This is a genomic window from Cryobacterium sp. TMT1-19 (assembly GCF_004403055.1).
Taxonomy (GTDB): domain Bacteria; phylum Actinomycetota; class Actinomycetes; order Actinomycetales; family Microbacteriaceae; genus Cryobacterium; species Cryobacterium sandaracinum.
Genome location: NZ_SOHB01000058.1, coordinates 86,039 through 105,518, shown reverse-complemented (window position 1 = coordinate 105,518; position 19,480 = coordinate 86,039). Strand labels below are relative to the sequence as shown.

14 protein-coding genes and 2 tRNA genes are annotated in these 19,480 nt (G+C 67.2%); 3 read left to right on the top strand and 13 right to left on the bottom strand.

What is annotated here, in order from left to right:
* Window positions 1–233: 233 nt before the first annotated feature.
* The 4 genes from E3T40_RS14435 to E3T40_RS14420 form a co-directional block, all read right to left on the bottom strand.
* A complete protein-coding gene (locus E3T40_RS14435; protein ID WP_104171545.1) occupies window positions 234–1,028 on the bottom strand; it encodes an ATP-binding cassette domain-containing protein in 795 nt (264 codons plus the stop codon).
* Window positions 1,025–2,065: an ABC transporter permease gene (locus E3T40_RS16620; RefSeq protein ID WP_104193737.1), complete on the bottom strand. Its 1,041-nt coding sequence runs from the start codon at window positions 2,063–2,065 to the stop codon at window positions 1,025–1,027. Before E3T40_RS16620 ends, E3T40_RS14435 begins: the two co-directional genes overlap by 4 nt.
* Complete coding sequence (locus E3T40_RS14425; protein ID WP_104193738.1) at window positions 2,062–3,024, bottom strand: sugar ABC transporter substrate-binding protein; 963 nt, start codon at window positions 3,022–3,024, stop codon at window positions 2,062–2,064. The genes E3T40_RS16620 and E3T40_RS14425 overlap by 4 nt, the downstream gene beginning before the upstream one ends.
* Window positions 3,025–3,239: 215 nt before the next feature.
* Window positions 3,240–3,316, bottom strand: a tRNA-Met gene (locus E3T40_RS14420).
* A 341-nt stretch (window positions 3,317–3,657) separates the two neighbouring features.
* Between E3T40_RS14420 and E3T40_RS14415 the strand changes: the two genes are divergently transcribed.
* The gene (locus tag E3T40_RS14415) at window positions 3,658–6,171 is read left to right on the top strand and encodes a discoidin domain-containing protein (RefSeq protein WP_198412008.1); all 2,514 of its coding nucleotides are present in this window, start codon (window positions 3,658–3,660) and stop codon (window positions 6,169–6,171) included.
* A gap of 181 nt (window positions 6,172–6,352) precedes the next feature.
* Here the strand turns inward: E3T40_RS14415 and E3T40_RS14410 are convergent.
* The 3 genes from E3T40_RS14410 to E3T40_RS14400 form a co-directional block, all read right to left on the bottom strand.
* Window positions 6,353–6,429 (bottom strand) — tRNA-Met (locus E3T40_RS14410).
* Between the two features lie 165 nt (window positions 6,430–6,594).
* Window positions 6,595–9,510: a UPF0182 family protein gene (locus E3T40_RS14405; protein WP_174843675.1), complete on the bottom strand. Its 2,916-nt coding sequence runs from the start codon at window positions 9,508–9,510 to the stop codon at window positions 6,595–6,597.
* Between the two features lie 95 nt (window positions 9,511–9,605).
* On the bottom strand, window positions 9,606–10,709 hold the full coding sequence (locus E3T40_RS14400) for a PDZ domain-containing protein (protein WP_134544389.1): 1,104 nt from the start codon (window positions 10,707–10,709) through the stop codon (window positions 9,606–9,608).
* A gap of 130 nt (window positions 10,710–10,839) precedes the next feature.
* Here E3T40_RS14400 and E3T40_RS14395 point away from each other — a divergent pair, with 130 nt between their 5' ends.
* Window positions 10,840–12,204 carry a zinc-dependent metalloprotease gene (locus tag E3T40_RS14395; RefSeq protein ID WP_370287935.1) on the top strand — a complete coding sequence of 455 codons (1,365 nt, stop codon included), beginning with the start codon at window positions 10,840–10,842 and terminating at the stop codon, window positions 12,202–12,204.
* 15 nt (window positions 12,205–12,219) lie between these two features.
* On the opposite strand, the gene E3T40_RS14390 is transcribed toward E3T40_RS14395, so the two are convergent.
* Genes E3T40_RS14390 through E3T40_RS14375 form a run of 4 tightly spaced genes read right to left on the bottom strand, consistent with a single transcriptional unit; the run spans window position 12,220 to window position 16,679 of the window.
* Window positions 12,220–13,083 (bottom strand): aldehyde dehydrogenase family protein, encoded by an 864-nt coding sequence (locus E3T40_RS14390; RefSeq protein WP_104171541.1) that lies wholly within the window; start codon window positions 13,081–13,083, stop codon window positions 12,220–12,222.
* On the bottom strand, window positions 13,080–14,630 hold the full coding sequence (locus tag E3T40_RS14385; protein WP_134544386.1) for an aldehyde dehydrogenase family protein: 1,551 nt from the start codon (window positions 14,628–14,630) through the stop codon (window positions 13,080–13,082). The genes E3T40_RS14390 and E3T40_RS14385 overlap by 4 nt, the downstream gene beginning before the upstream one ends.
* 52 nt (window positions 14,631–14,682) lie before the next feature.
* Window positions 14,683–15,702: a deoxyribose-phosphate aldolase gene (gene deoC, locus E3T40_RS14380; RefSeq protein WP_104171540.1), complete on the bottom strand. Its 1,020-nt coding sequence runs from the start codon at window positions 15,700–15,702 to the stop codon at window positions 14,683–14,685.
* A gap of 26 nt (window positions 15,703–15,728) precedes the next feature.
* On the bottom strand, window positions 15,729–16,679 hold the full coding sequence (locus E3T40_RS14375; protein ID WP_104171539.1) for a sugar-binding transcriptional regulator: 951 nt from the start codon (window positions 16,677–16,679) through the stop codon (window positions 15,729–15,731).
* A 126-nt stretch (window positions 16,680–16,805) separates the two neighbouring features.
* Here E3T40_RS14375 and E3T40_RS14370 point away from each other — a divergent pair, with 126 nt between their 5' ends.
* On the top strand, window positions 16,806–17,738 hold the full coding sequence (locus tag E3T40_RS14370; RefSeq protein ID WP_134544384.1) for an ROK family protein: 933 nt from the start codon (window positions 16,806–16,808) through the stop codon (window positions 17,736–17,738).
* Between the two features lie 340 nt (window positions 17,739–18,078).
* Here E3T40_RS14370 and E3T40_RS14365 read toward each other — a convergent pair whose 3' ends face one another.
* Together E3T40_RS14365 and E3T40_RS14360 are read right to left on the bottom strand one after the other, a co-directional pair.
* Complete coding sequence (locus E3T40_RS14365; protein ID WP_104171537.1) at window positions 18,079–19,008, bottom strand: bifunctional riboflavin kinase/FAD synthetase; 930 nt, start codon at window positions 19,006–19,008, stop codon at window positions 18,079–18,081.
* A complete protein-coding gene (locus E3T40_RS14360; protein ID WP_104171536.1) occupies window positions 19,005–19,448 on the bottom strand; it encodes a hypothetical protein in 444 nt (147 codons plus the stop codon). The genes E3T40_RS14365 and E3T40_RS14360 overlap by 4 nt, the downstream gene beginning before the upstream one ends.
* Between the last annotated feature and the right edge of the window lie 32 nt (window positions 19,449–19,480).

The window sequence follows — 19,480 nt, the reverse complement described above, 5'->3', positions numbered from 1 at the left end:
GAGCCCCGCCGCGAGAGCATGCAGCTCCGCGACCGCCCGAGCCGCCGCGGACAGGCCGTGCGCGGCATCCGCTTCGGGGTGTTCCAGGAGGTTGGTCACGGGATAATTCTACCCTGACTAGAACCTGAAGTCGAGAGTAGCTCACAAATATTGAATACTAGTTTCGTAGATATAAACGAATGAATCAGCGCCTTTCCACCGCCCGCGTGGCGACGGGGCGGCCATCTCAGGCCCTACGCACGCTCCAGTTCGTGGGCCAGCGCCTCAAGTTCGGCCCCTCCCGCCATCAGCGCGGTCATCTCTTCGATCGTGATCTCACTCTTGGCGAAATCGCCCATACTGGTGCCGCGCTGCAGCAGCAGGAAACGGTCGCCGACCGGATAGGCGTGGTGCGGATTGTGCGTGATGAAGACGACGCCGAGCCCGCGGTCCCTGGCCCGGGCGATGTACGAAAGCACCACCCCGGCCTGCTTGACCCCCAGGGCCGACGTGGGCTCGTCGAGAATGACGACCTTCGCCCCGAAATGCACGGCGCGTGCGATGGCGACGGATTGCCGTTCCCCGCCGGAAAGCGTTCCGATCGGCTGGTCCACGTCGCGCAGGTTGATGCCCATCCGGGCGAGCTCGTGATTGGTCGTGGCCCGCATGCCGGTGACATCGAGGCGCCGCAGCGGGCCTCGGCCTCGGGTGAGCTCGGAACCAAGGAAGAAGTTGCGCCACACCGGCATCAACGGCACCACGGCCAGGTCCTGGTAGACGGTGGCGATGCCGAGGGAGAGCGCCTCCCGCGGATGCGCGAATCGGCGCTCCACCCCGAAGACGCGCAGGGTGCCCTCCGAGTGCTGGTGGGCACCGGAGAGGATCTTGATGAACGTTGACTTGCCCGCGCCATTGTCGCCCAGCACGCAGAGCACTTCCCCGGCGCCGACGGATGCCGACACGCCCGCCAACGCCCGCACCGAACCGTAGGACTTCCCGATGTTGCGCACCTCGAGGATCGGCTCCGGACGGATCGGGGCCGGCGTCATGCGCGCACCCCGGACTGGCGGCGAACGAGCAGGTTGACCAGCACGGCGAGCAGCAGCATCCCGCCGAGAAATGCCTTGAGCCAATTGTTGTCCCACTGGGCGAACACGATGCCCTGCAGGGTCATCCCGTAGATCAGGGCTCCAAGGGCCGCGCCGATCGCCGATCCGTAACCGCCGGTGAGCAGGCATCCGCCCACGACGGCACAGATGATGTAGATGAATTCCTGGCCGACCCCGGTCGTGGCCTGCACGGTCGACACGTCGAAGAGCTGAAGCATGCCGACGAGCCAGCCGGCACCGGCCGTGGTCATGAACAGCCCGAGCTTGACCTTGAACACGGGAACGCCGACCTGCCGGGAGCTCGTGACTTGGCCGCCGACGGCGAAGATCCAGTTGCCGGGCCGGGTGCGCAACAGCACCCAGGTGGCCAGCGCGGTGAGCGCGATCCACCAGACGATCGAGATCTTGACGTCCATGCCCAGGAACGGGAACGAGGAGCCGAAGAAGACCTTGACCTGGTCGAACCCGAGCACCGCCCCCATCCCCTGAATGGCGACGCTGCCCGTGAAGAGTTTCGTCAACGCCAGGTTGCAGCCCTGCAGGATGAAGAAGGCCGCGAGGGTCACGATGAAGCTCGGCAGGCCGGTCTTCATGACGACCCAGGCGTTGCCGGCGCCGATCAAGAGCGCCACCGCGAGGGCCAGCACGAGGGCGAGCCAGATGTTCAGCTCCCACTGAGTGGTGACCACGCCGACGATGAGCCCCGTGGTGCCCGTCATCGCGCCCGCCGAGAGGTCGAACTCCCCGCCGATCATGAGCAGGGCGACGGCCACGGCCATGATGCCGAACAGGGAGGCCGAGTAGAGCCAGGTGGAGATGCCCGCGGGGGTCAGGAACGCCTGCGTGTAGAGCGAGAAGAAGAGGAAGATCGCCAGGGCCGCCACGAGCGCGCCGACCTCGGGCCTGCGCAGCAGGGTATGCAGCGGATGCGCCCTCGTCGGCCGTTCATCGATCCCCGCGCCCACAGCGACGGTCATCTCGTGCCGTTCTCCGCGAACTTCGCGACCTGGGCCGCGTTGTCCTTCGTCACGAAGCCCGGGCCTGAATAGACCGGCAGCCCGCCGCCGACGACGTCGCCGTTGCGCTTCTGCAGGGTGAGGAAGGTCACGGGCAGGTAGCCCTGGGAGTAAGGCTGCTGGTCGACCGCGAACAGCATCTTGCCGCCCTGGATGAGCCGGGTCACGTCGGCGGACACGTCGAACGTGGCCAGCGTGGCTGGGCTTTTCGCCTCGTCGATAGCCTGGCTCGCGGCCACGGCGACCCCGGTCTGCAGGGTGAGGACGGCGTCGATGGACGGGTCGGCCAGGAGTTTGCTCTTGATGGTGTTCTGGGCATCCGCGAGGTTGGCGACGTCGACCTGCACGTTGCTGACGTCCGCGCCGACCGTGTCGGCGGCACCCGTGCAGCGTTCTTCGAGCCCCGAGTTGCCGGCCTCGTGGATGATGCAGATCACGTTGGTCACGTTGGCGGCGGCCAGCTGTTCGCCGGCTCCCTGGCCCGCGATGAACTCGCTCTGGCCGACGTGGGTCTGGGCGCCGAATTCGACGGACTTCTCCAGGCCCGAGTTGATGGTGATCACTGGGATGCCGGCGGCAACGGCTTTCTCGACGGCGCTCTTCACGCCGTCGGGGTTCGCCATCGAGATGATGAGCCCGTCGGGCTGGGCCGCGATGGCCGCTTCGATCAGCTGGCTCTGCTTGACCGGGTCGCCGTCGCCCTGATACGTGACCGTGGCTCCGAGGTCGGTGCCTGCCTGCTCGGCGCCGCTCTTGACGACGTCCCAGAAGGAATCGCCCGCGGTGCCGTGGGTCACCACGGCGATGGTGACCGGCTCCCCTGCCGCTCCCCCGTCGGCATCCGTTTCCGTGGCGGTGCACCCCGTCAGCGCCAGCGACGCGACACCGAAAACGGCCAGCAGGCTGATCTTGAGCTTCATGTCTGAACTGTTCCCGACTGTCGTGCGGCGGCCTGAAACAGCGAGGGTTCGCCGGTGACCTGATGCATATCGAACTTACTGGACTGGGGGCCCGCTCGATTCAGATCGATTCGAACCAGTGGCATGAGTGACTCCTTCGTGACGATTCGTTCGGCGCACAGCCACGTGTGCCAGACACAAAAAAGCCCCCGGAACCGTGTGGTTCCGGGGGCTGATGGTTGCGGGGGCAGGATTTGAACCTACGACCTCTGGGTTATGAGCCCAGCGAGCTACCGAACTGCTCCACCCCGCGTTGCAAGAACAAACTTACCACAGCCTCGGGTTGTGAAACGCATGGTCAGACCTCAGAGGTGGTGGCCACGCTCTGGGTACTCCTGAAACCGCTTTCGATAGAGAGAGATTCACCCGTGACCGTTCTCACAGAAGTCCTGTCCGACACCGCCGCTTATGCCGAAGGCTTCGGCGACAAGTCCGGAAACTGATTCCGGACTTCCTGGGCGACCGCGCGCGACGCTGTGCCGGGGATGTCGACGTTCGTCGAATTGCTCTCCCCACACCCTTCCATTGACGGTGGATCTGGGGTTCTATCAGCAGTGCCTGCACCTTCCCCCAGTACCCAACGAGGTATTCCGCATGCGCCGCAACCCGACTGCTGCCCGGCTTCTCGCCGTCATGTTCACTGTGATCATCGCTGGTGCGCTCTTGCTCACCGACTACACCGGTGCATCCGCCCCGGCCGACGCTCACTCAAAGATGAATGTCGAGACGGCTCTGGCTCCGGCCGCCCTCTCGTCCACTCCGCTGCCGCGCACAGGGTGGACCGTGACCGCGAGTGACCAGGAAACCACCGGTGAGAACGGCGCAGCCGCCAACGTGCTCGACGGCAACGCCTCGACCTACTGGCACAGTAAGTGGAGCGGAACCGCGGTGCCGCTGCCCCATTCGATCACCATCGACATGCACAAAACCGACACCGTCGCAGCCCTGAAGTACCTGCCGCGCACAAGCAGTTCGAATGGACGAATCGGCCGTTTCGAGATCCATGCCAGCCCGGATGGCACGAACTGGGGTGCCGCCGTCGCAACAGGAACCTGGGCCGACAACGCGTTGGAGAAGACGACGGGATTCACCCCTGTGGCGACACGTTTCATCCGGCTGACCGCGATCACGGAGGCAGGTAACCGCGGCCCCTGGACCAGCGCCGCCGAACTCCATCTGATCGCAGAAACAGGCACCACCCAGCCGCCCCCATCCGCGCCAGCGCCGGCGGCGCTCACCCGGACCGGCTGGATAGTGACGGCGAGCGACCAGGAGACAACCCGCGAAAGCGGCGGCGCCGCGAACGTGCTCGACGGCAACCTCACCACGATCTGGCACTCCCAGTACTCCCCCACGTTGATCCCGTTGCCGCACAGCATTGTTCTCGACATGCGGGCGATCAACGAGGTCTCCGGCTTCACCTACACCCCGAGGTCCGGCACGTCCCGGAACGGCACCATCGGCCAATACGCCATCGCCGTGAGCTCCGACGGAACGAGCTGGAGTGCACCGGTCGCCAGCGGAACCTGGGCTGACAACAGCCAGGCGAAGACCCTCACGTTCCCGGCTGTTCAGGCGCGATACGTTCGCCTGACCGCGACGACCGAGGCCGGCAATCGCGGACAGTGGACCACGGCGGCGGAGCTGAACGTGATTGGTCGCTCCCTCTCAGCGCCGCCGCCCGCTTCGACCCCCACGGGGTCGACAGGAAGCTGGGGTGCGACGATCGGTTTCCCGCTGGTTCCCGCGGCGGCAGCCCTCTTGCCCGGCAACAAAGTGCTCACCTGGTCCTCGTACTCCAACACGACCTTCGGCGGGGCCAACGGCAAGACCCAGACCGCCATCCTCGATCTGAACACCGGCGTGGTCACCCCGCTTACTGTCGCTAATACGGGGCACGACATGTTCTGCCCCGGGGTGTCCATCCTCCCGGACGGCAGGATCCTGATCAGCGGGGGGAGCAACGCCGCCTCGTCGACGATCTACGACCCGGCGAACAACACGTGGTCAGCCGCCACACCCATGAACATCCCGCGCGCCTATCAGTCGAACGTCACGCTCTCCAATGGGGAGGTGTTCCTTCTCGGCGGTTCCTGGGCGGGCGGCCAGGGCGGTAAGAACGGTGAAATCTGGTCGACTAGCGCCGGGTGGCGCGGGCTGGCCAACGCGCCTGTCGCACCGATCTTGACGAACGACCCGCAAGGGGTGTTCCGATCCGACAACCACGCGTGGCTGTTCGCGGTGGCCGACGGGAAGGTGTTCCATGCCGGCCCGAGCCGTCGGATGAACATGTACACGACCAGCAGCACCAGCGCTGTTCAGGATCTTGGTCTCCGGGCCGACAGTGGCGACGCGATGAACGGAAATGCGGTCATGTACGACGTCGGCAAGATACTCACCCTCGGTGGCTCGCCCGCGTACCAGGACAGTGACGCGACCGCGCGGGCCTATGCAATCGACATCAACAATGGTGTCAAGGTGACGCGAACCGGCGACATGGCGGCGCGACGGGCTTTCTTGAACTCCGTCGTGCTGCCCGACGGACAGGTTCTGGCATTGGGCGGTCAGGCGTACGCGAAGCCGTTCTCGGACGCAACGGCCGCCATGGCGCCTGAGGTTTGGAACCCGGCGACAGGCAAGTTCACCGCGCTCGCGCCGATGACTGCGCCGCGCACATATCACAGCGTGGGGCTACTGCTGCCTGATGCCCGGGTCTTCGTCGGCGGTGGCGGCCTCTGCGGCACCTGCACGACCAACCACCCGGACGGGCAGATATTCACCCCGCCCTACCTGCTCAACGCCGACGGCACCGCCCGCCCTCGTCCATCGATCACCACGGCGCCTACCGCTGCAGTGCGGGGTTCCACCATCCAGGTAACGACGTCCGGGCCCACACCAGCGTTCTCCCTCATCCGCATGAGCACAGTCACCCACTCGATCAACACTGACCAGCGTCGCATCCCACTCACGCCCACCGGCGTAACCGGCAATACCGCATCCCTGACGATTCCGTCCGATCCGGGAGTCGTGGTCCCCGGGCATTATCTCCTGTTCGCCATGGACGCTAACGGGGTGCCGAGCGTCGCCCAGACGATCCGGATCGGGTAGTCGAACTACGGCCCTGATGAATGTGGAGTAAGGGTGATGGCCTCCCCGACACTTTCTCTGAAAAGTCCGGACATTTACTGGCCCCTCTGAGTTAAAGCAGAAGGACCGGTGCAGCATTTCTGCTGAGCCGGCCCTTCTGTGTATGTGATGAAAATCACGGTGGCATTGCCTGAAACGCCCTTGGTTGCGGGGGCAGGATTTGAACCTACGACCTCTGGGTTATGAGCCCAGCGAGCTACCGAACTGCTCCACCCCGCGCTACGCGTTCCAATTTACCACAGCCTCCGGGGCGGTCCGACCACACGGGCTGCGGAATCGGCCGGCCCTGCCCGCGGAACGCGGATGCCGCGCCGTTCCGCGGGAGGCGTGCCCCCGGCGAAACGGCGCAGCACCCGCGCAGCGGATGAAGCGGCGAACGACTTGCTACTGGTCGAGCAGCACCAGCATCTCGGCGATCGCGTCGTTCAGTCTCTTGTCGGCTACCCCGTAGGCGGTGAAGTCACCGGTCGTCAGGGCCGCCTGCTTCTCGGTGACGGCCAGCTTGGCCACGGCGAGGAGCGACTTCAGCTGAGCATCCGTCGCGGGGTCACCGGTCGAGGTCGACGGGGTGGTTTCGCCTTCGGCAGGGGCCTCGCCCTCCACGGGCGTCACGGACGGCGGCACATCGGTGTCTCCGGCGCTGGCGCCGGAGTCGCCGCCGAAGAGCACGTCAAGCGCCTTGTCCAGCGTGTCCTCGAACGCGATCTGGTCTCCGAAGGCAACGAGCACCTTCTGCAGCAGCGGGTAGCTGGTCTCACCCGTGGACTGCACGTAGACCGGCTGCACGTAAAGCAGGCCGCCACCCACAGGCACGGTGAGCAGGTTACCGTTGAGCACCTTCGACTGGCCCTGCTTGAGCAGGTTCAACTGGGTGGACACGGTCGGGTCGGCGTTGAACTTCGCCTGCACCTGGCCGGGGCCGGGCACGGTCACGTCCTTCGGCAGGTTAAGCAGGCGGAGCTTGCCGTAGCCTTCAGCCCGCTTCCCGTCGGTCGATCCGGCATCCGCGTCTACCGCGAGGTAGCCGGTCAGAACGTTTCGGCTCGTCGCGCCGCTCGCGTCCGGGATGAACGTGGTGTACAGCGAGAAGGCCGGCTTCTCCTGGCCCGGAACCTGCATGGTCAGGTAGTAGGGCGGCTGTAGGGTCGTGTTCGTCGACGGCGACACCGGGTCGTTCGGCGTCGTCCAGGCGTCGTCGACCGAGTAGAAGGAACCAGGGTCGGTGACGTGGTACTTGCCCAGAACCCGGCGCTGCACCTTGAACATGTCCGCCGGGTAGCGAACGTGGCTCATCAGGTCGCCGCTCATCTCGGACATCGGCTTGACGGTCGTCGGGAAGATCTTCTGCCAGGTCTTGAGCAACGGATCCTCGTCGTCCCAGGCGTAGAGGGTGACCTTGCCGTCGTAGGCGTCGACCGTGGCCTTGACCGAGTTTCGCATGTAGTTGATGTTGTCGAGCGCGAATGGCTGCGGGGGCGTTTCCGTGTCAGCGATCGCGTCGCTCAGGCCCACGGAGGTGGAGTACGGGTAGTCGGCCGAGGTGGTGTAGCCGTCGACGATCCACTTGACCTTGCCGTCGACGATCGACGGGTAGGCGTCGGAGTCGAGGGTGAGGTACGGAGCCACCTTCTGCACCCGGGTGACCGGGTCGCGGTCGTAGAGGATCTGAGACTTCTCGTTCACGGCGTTGGCCAGGAAGATCTGCTCCGACTGGAACTTGAGCGCGTAGATCAACTTGCTGAATGCGCTGTCGAGCTTCGGCCCGCCGTCGCCGTCGAAGGTCGTATAGGTCTGCTGCGCGCCATCCGTTCCCGACGGGTAGTCGAGCTCGACCGGCTTGCTGTCCTTGGGCGCACCCACGATGGAATACGGCGCCGATGTCTCGCCGAAGTAAATCCGCGGCTCATAGTCGGGCAATGACCCGGTGGTCGGGATGCCGGACTCGAGGAACACGGGCTGGCCGTCGGCCGAGCGCTGGTTGCCGTAGGCCGCCACGACGCCGTAGCCGTGCGTGTAGACCACGGTCGAGTTAACCCAGGTGTTGCCGGCGTTCAAGCCGGCCAGGTTGAGGTCGCGCACGGTGACCACTGTGTCCTGGGACTTGCCGTCAATCGTGTACCGGTCGACGTCGAGGTTCTTCGGGAACTGGTAATACTGCTTGAACTGCTCGAGCTGGGAGAACGCGTCGCTGACCAGAGCAGGGTCGAGAATGCGGATGTTAGCGGTAGTCTCAGCGTCGGCGCGCAGGGCGCCGGGCTCAGCCGTCGTGCTCGCGTTGTACGGAATCTCTTCCACATCCGCCAGGTCGTAGGCGTCGCGGGTGAGGTCGATGTTGCGTTGAATATAGGGTTCTTCGAGCGTCTTGGCGCTCGGCACCACCTGGAAGCGCTGCACGACCCACGGGTACAGCGAGCCGAGCAGGAGGCTGCTCACGATCAACAGCGCGGTGCCGACAATGGGCAGGCGCCAGCGGCCGATGAAGGCCGTGAGGAGAAACAGGATAGAGACGACGGCGGCGATTCCGGCCAGGATGGCGCGGCCCGGAATCGTGGCGTTCACGTCGGTGTAGCCGGCGCCGGTAATGATGTCGTTGGTGTTGGTCAGCGTGGAGTACTGGTCGAGCCAGATGCTCACGGCCTGCAGCATCAGGTAGAGGGCTGCCGTGATGGCAATCTGGATGCGGGCGGCCTTGGAAACGATGACCTCGCGCCCGCTCACCCTGATCGAGCCATACAGGTAGCTCGTAGCCGCGGCGACGAGGGCCGAGATGAGCACCACGGCCGACGCGAAGCCGAGCACGGAGTGGAGGAAGGGGAGATCGAACAGGTAGAACGAGATGTCCAGTTTGAACTGGGGGTCAACTCGGCCGGTGTCCGTGCGGTTCAGCCACATCAGAACGACCTGCCAGCGGGTGGCCGCGGCAACGCCGGCGAACAGACCCAGCAGAGCCGGGATGCCGTACATGGCGAGGCGGCGCAGCGGCTCGATGACCTGCTGGTAGCGGTCGAGCTGCGAGTTGAGCTTCGCATAGACCGGCCGCAAGCGGTAAGCGATCTGGATGCTCGCCCAGACGGGGACCGCCATCGCTACGAACCCGATCAGAAACAGCACGGCACCGGCGAACCACTGCGTGGTCAGCACGGTGAGGAAACCCAGCTGGTCGAACCAGAGAACGTCGGCATAGAGCCCGGCGAAAACGAAGAAGATGATCACCAGCCCCGCGATAATCGCTGCCGTAATGGCAAGGGGAGCACGGCTGCGCTGTGGCGCGGGAGCACTACGGGCTTGTTGTGACGTCACGAATTGGCCTCTTGATCTCGAAATCGGCGGTCAACGTTCATTCTAGACAGCCGCCCCGAACGAAAGCCGCACTTTCGCTGGGCAGCGACCCGGGGTTAGCCGAGTGCGCACTGCTCCAGTGCGTCGGTGTCCGAACCGGTGCGGATGGCGTCCAGCGCGGCCAGCGCGTCGTCGAGGGTGTCAACGGAGAAGACCGTCATCCCGTCGGGCACGTGCCCGGTGACCTCGTCGCAGTTGTCGGCGGGCGCGAGAAACCAATCGGCGCCGCTCTGGTCGGCACCGATCAGCTTCTGTCGGATACCGCCGATCTGACCCACCTCGCCGGCCTGGTTTATCGTGCCGGTACCGGCGACATCCGCACCGCCCTGAATAAAGCCGGAGGTGAGCGTGTCGATGATGCCGAGGGCGAACATCATGCCCGCGCTCGGCCCGCCGACCGAGTCGAGCTCGATCGTGACGTCGAAGGGGAAGTCGTAGTCGCTCGTCACATTGATGCCCACCACGACGGCGTCGCCCGATTCAACCGGGGTGACCTGCACCGTCTCGCTGGCGCCGTCCCGGAAGATTCCGATGGAGGCGGCGTCGTCGACACCGTTTCGCGTCAGCGCGTCCCGCAGGGCCGTGATGTCAGCGACCTCTTCACCGTTCACCGAGACCACCTCGTCGCCGGCTTCGATGGCTCCCTCGGCGGGCGAGTCGCCCGGCAGGGAGACGACCGAGAGGATCGTCGGGTAGTCATAGTCGAGGCTGGTCAGAGCGGCGGCGATCGCATCCTGCTGCGAATTCACCATCTGCGCCTGGGTCTGCTCCTCGCGCTGCTTCGTGCTCACGTCGGGCGGGAACGCCGACTCGATCGGGATCACGGCCTGGTTCGGGTCGAGCCAGCCGGCGGCGACCGTCAGCCAGCTCGGCCGGTTGTCGGGGTTGCCCACCAGTGACACGGTCAGCAGGTCGAGGCTGCCCTCGGTCGGGTAAACGGGTTCGCCGGAGATGGAGATGAGCGGCACCTGCTTGCCGTCCTGTTCGGCCGTGCCGATGGTGTTGTAGACCGGTCCTGGCTTCTCGATCACATACGGTGACGGCGTCACGGCGAGGATGAGGCCGATGACCATCGCGATCCCGAGCACCACCCAGCCTGCCCCGACGGCGCGCGCGGATCGGTCGGGCGGCTGTACTGGGTGATCGGTGAAGAGGGCCACCGGTCTCCTTCCAGGGATTGTGCTGGCTGTTCGCGGCAGGCGGACACCGGTTTACCAGCGTAGGTCATTTCCCAGTCCGCGCCGGGGATCTCCGGCTAGCGTAGGAGGACGCGACTGAGAGGTGCCTGAAGTGGCCGACGACGACTCCCGACCCGACGAGGGTCACAATCCCGAAGATGAGTTTCGGGACATGCTGCGCGACATCCTGAGTGGGAAGTCGTCCATCGACCCGAGCCAGCTGGCCGGCGCGGCGGGGCTTCCCAGCGACCCGGCGAGCATATCCGCGCTGATGAATCAGTTGCAGGGTGCTCTGCGCGGCGGCGGCGACGGATCCATCAATTGGGATGCCGCCCTCAACCAGGGCCAGGAGCGCGCGGCTCAGAGTCAGCTCGACGTGACCTCGGCCGAACGCGCCGCCCTCGACCAGGCATTCCACATCGCCTCCCTCTGGCTGGACGAGGTGATCTCGGTCGCCGAGCTCACCACCCCTCCGCGCCTGATGACCCGTAAGGAATGGGTCTCCGCGACCATGCCGCTCTGGACCCAGCTCGCCGAGCCCGTCGCGACCAGCATCTCCGACTCCCTGACCCGGGTGCTCACCGATCAGGCCCCGGAAGAGCTCAAGGGCATGATGGCCGGTGCCGGCCAGGTGATGCGCAGCATCGGCGGCACCCTGTTCGCCATGCAGCTCGGCCAGGTCGTGGGTCAGCTGTCCAGCGAAGTCGTCTCCGGTGGAGACGTCGGAATCCCTCTGCTCAGCGACCAGCAGGCCGCTTTGCTCCCCCAGAACGTGGCCGCGTTCGGGGAAGGCCTCGACGTTCCCGCCGACCAGGTGCAGATCTACCTCGCGGTGCGCGAAATCGCCCACGCGCGCCTCTTCCGCCACTCCCGCTGGCTGCGCCTGCACCTGATCAGCTCGATCACCGACTTCGCCCGCGGCATCCACATCGACTCAAGCCGCCTCGAGCAGCTGGCCGACGGCTTCGACCCGGCCAACCCGGAAGAACTGCGCGCCGCCATGGTCAACGGCTCGCTGATCCCGCCGAAGAGCGAGGCCCAGCTGGCCGCGCTCTCCCGGCTCGAAACGATGCTCGCCCTGATCGAGGGCTGGGTCGATGTCGTCACCCTCGAGGCCACGAGCCGGCTGCCCCGCGCGGACGCGATCGCCGAGACGGTGAAGCGGCGCCGGGCATCCGGTGGGCCCGCCGAGTCGGCGTTCGCCACCCTGGTCGGGCTCGAGCTGCGCCCCCGGCGCCTGCGCGAGGCCGCCGCCCTGTGGCAGGCCGTGACGGATGCCGTGGGCAACGAGAAGCGCGACGAGCTGTGGGCCCACCCGGACCTTCTGCCCTCGTCAGCGGACCTCGACGACCCACAGGCCCTCGTGGCCCGCCTGACCAGCTCGGCAGCCGGGGTTGAGCCGGTCCTCGACGAGGTGGACCAGGCCCTGGAAGACCTGTTGCGCGACGACGACACCGAGCGGCCGCACGAGGCGTAGCCCGGCTGGCGCGGGCTAGATCAGGCCCTTCGTGTGCCAGATCGTCTTCGTTTCGGTAAACGCCAGGACGCGCGCCAGGGAGGGACTCGCGGCATCCGGACCGTTCTCGGGCTGCAGCACCCGGGTGAGGGTCTCGGCCGCGTCGATCTCGAGGTGGATCCAGTCGAGATCGCCGGCGCCAACCAGGTCGAGGGCGTTGACGTCGGCGTGGCTGGCCAGCCACGGCGCCATCTCGGCGGGAGACCCGGTGAGGATGTTGACTACGCCGCCGGGCACGTCACTAGTGGCGAGCACCTCGCCCAGGCTGATCGCCGAGAGCGGCATGGCCTCGTTCGCGACGACGACCACGGTGTTGCCTGAGACCAGCGCCGGGGCGACCGCGCTGACGAGACCGAGGAGGGAACCCCCGGTCTGCGGCGCGATGATGGCGACGACGCCCGTGGGCTCCGGCACCGAGAGGTTGAAGTAGGGTCCCGAAACCGGGTTGGCGTTGCCGGCCACCTGCAGGTACTTGTCGGCCCAGCCGGCGTACCAGACCCAGCGGTCGATGGCCTCGTCGACCTGGGCGGATGCTGCCGCGGTGCTCACGCCTTCCGACTGCACGATTTCGGCGACGAACTGGGCCCGGCGCCCCTCGAGCAACTCCGCGATGCGGTAAAGCACCTGGCCGCGGTTGTAGGCCGTGGCGCCGGCCCAGCCGCCGAGGGCCGAGCGGGCGGCGACGACGGCGTCCCGGGCATCCTTGCGGCTGGCCTTCGCGGCGTTGGCGAGGAATTCCCCGTCGTGGGAACGGATCTCGTAGACCCGGCCCGACTCACTGCGCGGGAACTTGCCGCCGAGGTAGAGCTTGTAGGTCTTGGGAACGGCGAGGCGGGTCACTTGGCTGCCTTCTTTCGGGAAACGGGGGTCTTCTCCGCGGCCGGCGAAGCAACGGCCGGTGCGATGGATGCCGCGGGCGCGGCCGTCACGGTGCGCGCGGCCGCGCGACCGGCGGCGGGCTTGAGGTATGCGGCAAGCCCGTGGCGGCCGCCCTCGCGCCCGTAGCCGGACTCCTTGTAGCCGCCGAATGGGCTGGCCGGGTCGAAGCGGTTGAACGTGTTCGCCCAGATCACGCCGGCACGCAACTTGTCGGCGACGGCCAGCATCCGGCTGCCCTTCTCGGTCCAGATTCCGGCGGACAGTCCGTACGGCGTGTTGTTCGCCTTGGCGATGGCCTCGCCCGGGGTGCGGAAAGTCAGCACGGAGAGCACCGGGCCGAATACCTCGTCACGGGCGATGCGGTGGCTGGTGGAGACGTTGGTGAAGATGGTCGGCCTGAACCAGAAGCCGGCCTCGGGCAGCACGCAGTCCGGGCTCCAGCGCTCGGCGCCTTCCTGCTCGCCGATGTCGGTGAGCTCCCGGATGCGCGCCAGCTGCTCGGCGCTGTTGATGGCGCCGATGTCGGTGTTCTTGTCCATCGGGTCGCCGAGGCGCAGCGTAGACAGGCGCGCCTTGAGGCGGTCGATGACATCGTCGTGGATCGACTCCTGCACGAGCAGGCGGCTGCCCGCGCAGCAGACGTGGCCCTGGTTGAAGAAGATGCCGTTGACGATGCCCTCGATCGCCTGGTCAATGGGCGCGTCGTCGAAGACGATGTTCGCGGCCTTGCCGCCGAGCTCGAGGATGACCTTCTTGTCGGTTCCGGCGACCGAGCGGGCGATGGCCCGGCCGGCGCCGGTGGAGCCGGTGAACGCGACGAGGTTGACGCCGGGGTGCCCGACGAGGGCCTTGCCGGTGTCGCGGCCGCCCGTGACGATGTTGACAACGCCGGCGGGCAGGTCGGCCTGCTGCAGGATCTCGGCGAACAGCAGCGCGGTCAGGGAGGTGGTCTCAGCCGGCTTGAGCACGACCGTGTTGCCGGCGGCGAGGGCCGGGGCGATCTTCCAAGCCAGCATCAGCAGGGGGAAGTTCCACGGGATCACCTGGGCGGCGACGCCCCGCGCGGACGGCGTGGGGCCGACCCCGGCGTGGTCGAGCTTGTCGGCCCAGCCGGCGTAGTAGAAAAACCAGGCGGCAACCAGAGGCACGTCGACGTCGCGGCTCTCCTTGATCGGCTTGCCGTTGTCGAGGGTCTCGGCGACGGCAAGCTCACGGGCCCGCTCCTGCACAAGGCGGGCGATGCGGAACAGGTACTTGCCGCGATCGCTGCCGGAGAGCTTCGACCAGGTCTTGTCGTAGGCGCGACGGGCGGCGGCCACCGCCGCGTCGACATCCGCCGCGTCGGCGTGGGCGATCATTGCGATCTGCTTCTCGGTGGCCGGGTTGATGCTCTGGAACGGCTCACCCCGACCGGCGACGAACTCCCCGTCGATGAAGAGTCCGTAGTCCCCCCGAAGGTTCAGCACGGCCTGGGACTCCGGGGCCGGAGCGTAGTCAAGAAAGCTCATGGTTATTCCAATCAAGGTTGATCGAGTTGTCGGTGATCGAGCTTGTCGAGATTCAATCGATCGTCACGTAGTCAAGGCCGGAGTAGTGTCCGGAGGTCATCTTCTGGCGCTGCATCAGCACGTCGTTCAGCAGGCTCGACGCCCCGAACCGGAACAGGCTCGGCGTGAGCCATTCCTCGCCCACGGTTTCGGCGACGGTCACGATGTACTTGGTGGCGTCTTTAGACGTACGAATGCCGCCGGCCGGCTTCACACCGACCTTCGCCCCGGTGAGGCGATGCCAGTCGCGCACGACCTCGAGCATGGAGAGGGTCACGGGCAGGGTGGCCGCGACGGGCACCTTGCCGGTGGAGGTCTTGATGAAGTCGCCGCCGGCCAGGATGGCCAGCCACGACGCGCGGCGCACGTTGTCGTAGGTAGTGAGCTCCCCGGTCTCGAGGATCACCTTGAGGTGGGCGAAACTGCCGTCGGGACGGCGGCAGCTCTGCTTGACCGCCACGATCTCGTCGTAGACCTGGCCGAACCTGCCGGACAGGAACGCACCACGGTCGATGACCATGTCGATCTCGTCGGCGCCGGCCGCGACGGCGTCGTGCACGTCGGCCAGCTTGATCGCGAGGGACGCGCGCCCACTCGGGAACGCGGTCGCGACGGCGGCGACGTTCACGCCGGCATCCGTGCCCGCGGAGTGCGCGGAGCCGAGAGCGGCGACGGCGTGCGGCACCATGTCGCCGTAGACGCAGACCGCGGCCACGCGAGGGCAGCTGAGGTCGCCGGCGTCGGGCGTGAGGGCTTTGCCGACCAGGGACTTCACCTTGCCGGGGGTATCGGCCCCCTCGAGGGTGGTGAGGTCGATCAGGCTGATGATCTTGTCGATCGCCCACTTCTTCGAGCTGGTCTTGATCGAGCGGGTGCCGAGGTCGGAGGCACGCTGCTCCAAGCCGACGGCGTCGATGCCGGGGATGCCGTGCAGGTAACGCCGCAGATTCGCATCCGTGGCTTCGCCGCCGATGAGCGCCAGGGCGCGTTCCCCGGTGTTCAGCTGGGCCATGGCCGTTTGGCTGGTAGTCATGAATTGTCCTTGCGGTCGGGGTGCGGTCATGCGTTTTCGCCGAGGATGGCGAGTGCGGTGTCTTCGTCGGTGACGAGCACTGTGCACAGGCCGCTGCCGACGACGGCGCGGGCGATGGAGTGTTTGGAGCCTCCGGTGATCACGGCGATGGCGGTCTTCGCGTGACGCAGCGCTTCGAGCTGGATGCCGACGGTCCGGCCGTTGAGTTCCGGGTCGACGATGTTGCCGTTGCTGTCGATGTACCGGCCGACGATGTCGCCGACCGCGCCCTTGCGTACGAGCTCGGCGACCTGTTCCGCGGTGAGGTAGCCGCTGTCGACGAGAGCCGAGTTTTGGTCGGCCTGGCCGGCGCTGAACAGGTAGGCGGATGCCGCGGCGCCGAGGTTCAGCACGGCGGCGACGGAGCGGTCGGCTTCGATCGCGGTCTTGGTGTCGAGGCGCTCGAGGATGGCGGGGCTCGGCAGCAGCGTCGCCGCCCCCGAGGCCTTGTGAGCGATGGTGACGGCCGTCGCGGCTGCGGTGCCGGCGCGCCGGTTGAGGCTGACTCCGCCGTTGATCTGCACGACGTTGACGCCGCTGGCCCAGCCCTGGGTCAGGTGCAGCGACACCTCGTGCAGGGTGCGGCCCCAGCTGATGCCGAACGTTCGCGGCACCGGGCGGAGGCCCGTGAGGTAGTCGGCGGCAGCTTGGGCGGTGCGGGACTGGAGTTCCTCGTCAGTGGAGACGCCGGCGGAGGAGACGACGATGGCATCCGTCAGCTGCGTGGTCTCGCGCAGCCGGCGTTCGATGGAGAGGCGACGGGCGCGCGGGTGCACGATTTCGATGCGAATGAAGCCACTGGCCTTGGCCTGAGCGAGGAGCCGGCCCACCTTCCAGCGGGTGAGGCGGAGAACGGTGCCGATTTCGTCCTGCGTCTTGTTTTCCTCATAGTAGAGCTCGGCCGCGCGAATGGATAAGAGTTCGTCGGTGTCCGTCATGGTGCTCCGTTCCGTTCGGGTCCAGCCTAAGTCGCCGGTCTCCCCCGATCAACGCCTGTTGGTCATGTTGCTCATCTGCGCGTTCGAGCATCGACCCTGCAACTCTGCACGCCCTAGGCTGATGTCATGCCCACCAGCTACGCTCTCGCCGTCGACCTCGGCGGCACCAAGGTTGAAGCCGCACTCGTCGACGAGCAGGGGGTCGTGCTCGCCACCAGCCGGCACCGCGCCCCCACCGGCCCGGTGAAAACCGCCGAGGAACTCGCGGACAGTGTACGGACCGTCGTCACCCGCGCCCGAGCGAGCCTGCCGGCCGGAGACGCCCTCCTCGGCGTCGGCATCGGCACCGCCGGACCGATCACCGTGGACACGGGCACAGTCTCTCCGTTGAATCTGCCGGCCTGGCGGGATTACCCCTTACGGGACTGTGTCGCGGCCCTCGTCCCCGAGGCGCCCGTGCGCCTGCGCCTGGACGGCCTCTGCATCACGCTCGCCGAGCACTGGCTCGGCGCCGGGAGGGGCGCCGACAGCCTGATGGGCATGGTCGTGTCCACCGGCGTCGGCGGCGGCCTGATCCTGGGTGGGTCCACCGTTTCCGGGCCCACCGGCAACGCCGGGCACATCGGGCACATCGAAGTCGGCGGGTTCGACGACGCCTGCGCCTGCGGCGGCACCGGATGCCTCGAGGCCGTCGCATCCGGACCGCGCACCGTGGCCTGGGCGCGCGCCGAGGGCTGGTCGGGCCTCACCGGCGAAGACCTCTCGGCCGCGTACGCCGCGGGAGACCCGATCGCGATCAGTGCGGTCAAGCGCTGCGGCCAGGCCATCGGCCAGGCGATCGCCTCCGCGACGAACCTCGTGGACCTCGACGTGGTGGCGATCGGCGGCGGCTTCTCACACGTCACGCCGGACCTGTTCGACTACGTGCGAGCGGCCGTCGCCGAGCGCACGGTGTTCTCCTTCGCGACCCGGGTGCGCGTCGTCGCATCCGCTCTCTCCGGTGACGGCCCACTGATCGGCGCCGCGGCGCTCATCCACCGCGCCGATCTGGTCGCCTGAGGCACCCGCGCCCGCCCGCGCGCCCGCCCGCCCGCCCGCCCCTGAACCAATTCGACGGAGATTTTGCTCTCGACCGGCATTGAGACCGGTCTCACCCGTTTTTTCGCCAGAATCTCCGTCGAATTCGGCAGGCCGCGCAGGGCACTGGGCGGGCAGCGGGGCACTGAGCGGGCAGGACAGCACGGCGCCGGCGAGCGTAGCGGCCAGGGCGGCGCCGATCAGGAAGGCGAGCGGCCAGGTCCAGCCGCCGGTCAGCTGGTGCAGCAGCCCGAAAAGCAGCGGCCCGACCAAGTAGCCGACTCTCAACAGCGAGATGCCCGGTCAGGCCAGGATGCCCGCGTCAGGCCAGGATGCCGCGGACCTTTTCCACGTCGTCGTGCATCTGCACGATCAACGGTTCGATTCCAGTGAACGCGACCATGCCGCGGATACGTTCGACGAAGGACACCTCCACCACATGGTCGTACAGGTCGATGTCCTGGTCGAGCACAAAGGCCTCGACCTGCTTCTGCGCCACACCGTCGAAGGTGGGGTTGTTGCCCACCGAGATGGCCGCCGGGTAGCGGATACCGGCATCCGTCAGCCAGCCCGCGTAGACCCCGTCCGCGGGGATGAGCCCCTCGGACGCCGGTGACAGGTTGGCCGTGGGAAAGCCGAGTTCGCGTCCTCGCTTCGCGCCGTGCACGACCTCGCCGCGCACGGTCGGGTTGTGCCCGAGCAGGGTGGTGGCTGCGCCGACCTCGCCGCGGGAGAGCAGCTCGCGGATCCAGGTCGACGAGACCCGGCGCATCCGGTCTGGTTTCACGTCGTCGATCAGGCGCACGGTGAACCCGAACCGGTCCCCCAGCTCCTGCAGTAGGTGCACATCGCCGGCGCCGCGAGCGCCGAACCGGAAGTCGCGGCCGACCAGCACGGTGCGCGCGTGAAGCCCCTGCACCAGGATGCTCTCAATGAAGTCCTCGGGCGAAAGAGCGGCCAACGCCGAGGTGAACTCGAGCAGGAGGGTGGCGCGCACGCCGGTCTCGGCGAGCAAGGCAAGCTTCTGTTCGGTGCTGATCAGGGTCTGTGGGCACTCCTGGGGGGCAAGCACGGCGAGCGGATGCCGGTCGAAGGTCACCACCACGGAGGCCAGTCCGTCGCTGTCGGCGAGTGCCTGCAACTCGGCGATGACCGCGCGGTGCCCCGCGTGCACGCCATCGAACTTGCCGATGCTGACCGCGGAGGCCGGCCAGTCGGCCGGGATGTCGGCGACGCCGCGCAGCACCTTCACTCGCGCACCTTCCCGCTCCGGGACAGCCACCACATGCCCAGGACCGGCAGCACGAGCGGGATGAAGAGGTAGCCGCGGCCGTACAACGACCAGACCGAGTCGTGCGGAAACAGGGCCGGGTCGACGAGGCTGAGGGTGCCGACCACCAGCACGCCGGCGAACTCGAAGCCGATCGTGATCCAGGCCACGCGGCGCCAGCGTCCGCCGCTCCTGATCAGGGCCACCGTGGCGACGATGTAGACGACCGCGGCCAGCGCGGACAGTGAGTAGGACAACGGTGCCTCGGCGAATTTGGAGGCGATCTGCACGAAGGAGCGGCCCGTGGCGGCGAGCGCGAGGAGGCCGTAGACGGCGATCAGCACGCGCCCGATGCCGGTCACCGGGGCCGGCCGAGCGGTCTCGGCGGGCGTCCTTGCGGCGTTGCTCTGCTGTGCGGTCATGGCTTCCTAATTATCGCAGCATCCGTGGATCT

Excerpts from the sequence above, each read along its gene's own strand:
- E3T40_RS14385 (WP_134544386.1), bottom strand. The coding sequence starts at position 14,630 with ATGAGCTTTCTTGACTACGCTCCGGCCCCGGAGTCCCAGGCCGTGCTG.
- E3T40_RS14415 (WP_198412008.1), top strand. The coding sequence starts at position 3,658 with ATGCGCCGCAACCCGACTGCTGCCCGGCTTCTCGCCGTCATGTTCACT.
- deoC (WP_104171540.1), bottom strand. The coding sequence starts at position 15,702 with ATGACTACCAGCCAAACGGCCATGGCCCAGCTGAACACCGGGGAACGC.
- E3T40_RS14425 (WP_104193738.1), bottom strand. The coding sequence starts at position 3,024 with ATGAAGCTCAAGATCAGCCTGCTGGCCGTTTTCGGTGTCGCGTCGCTG.
- E3T40_RS14360 (WP_104171536.1), bottom strand. The coding sequence starts at position 19,448 with ATGACCGCACAGCAGAGCAACGCCGCAAGGACGCCCGCCGAGACCGCT.
- E3T40_RS14375 (WP_104171539.1), bottom strand. The coding sequence starts at position 16,679 with ATGACGGACACCGACGAACTCTTATCCATTCGCGCGGCCGAGCTCTAC.
- E3T40_RS16620 (WP_104193737.1), bottom strand. The coding sequence starts at position 2,065 with ATGACCGTCGCTGTGGGCGCGGGGATCGATGAACGGCCGACGAGGGCG.
- E3T40_RS14370 (WP_134544384.1), top strand. The coding sequence starts at position 16,806 with ATGCCCACCAGCTACGCTCTCGCCGTCGACCTCGGCGGCACCAAGGTT.
- E3T40_RS14435 (WP_104171545.1), bottom strand. The coding sequence starts at position 1,028 with ATGACGCCGGCCCCGATCCGTCCGGAGCCGATCCTCGAGGTGCGCAAC.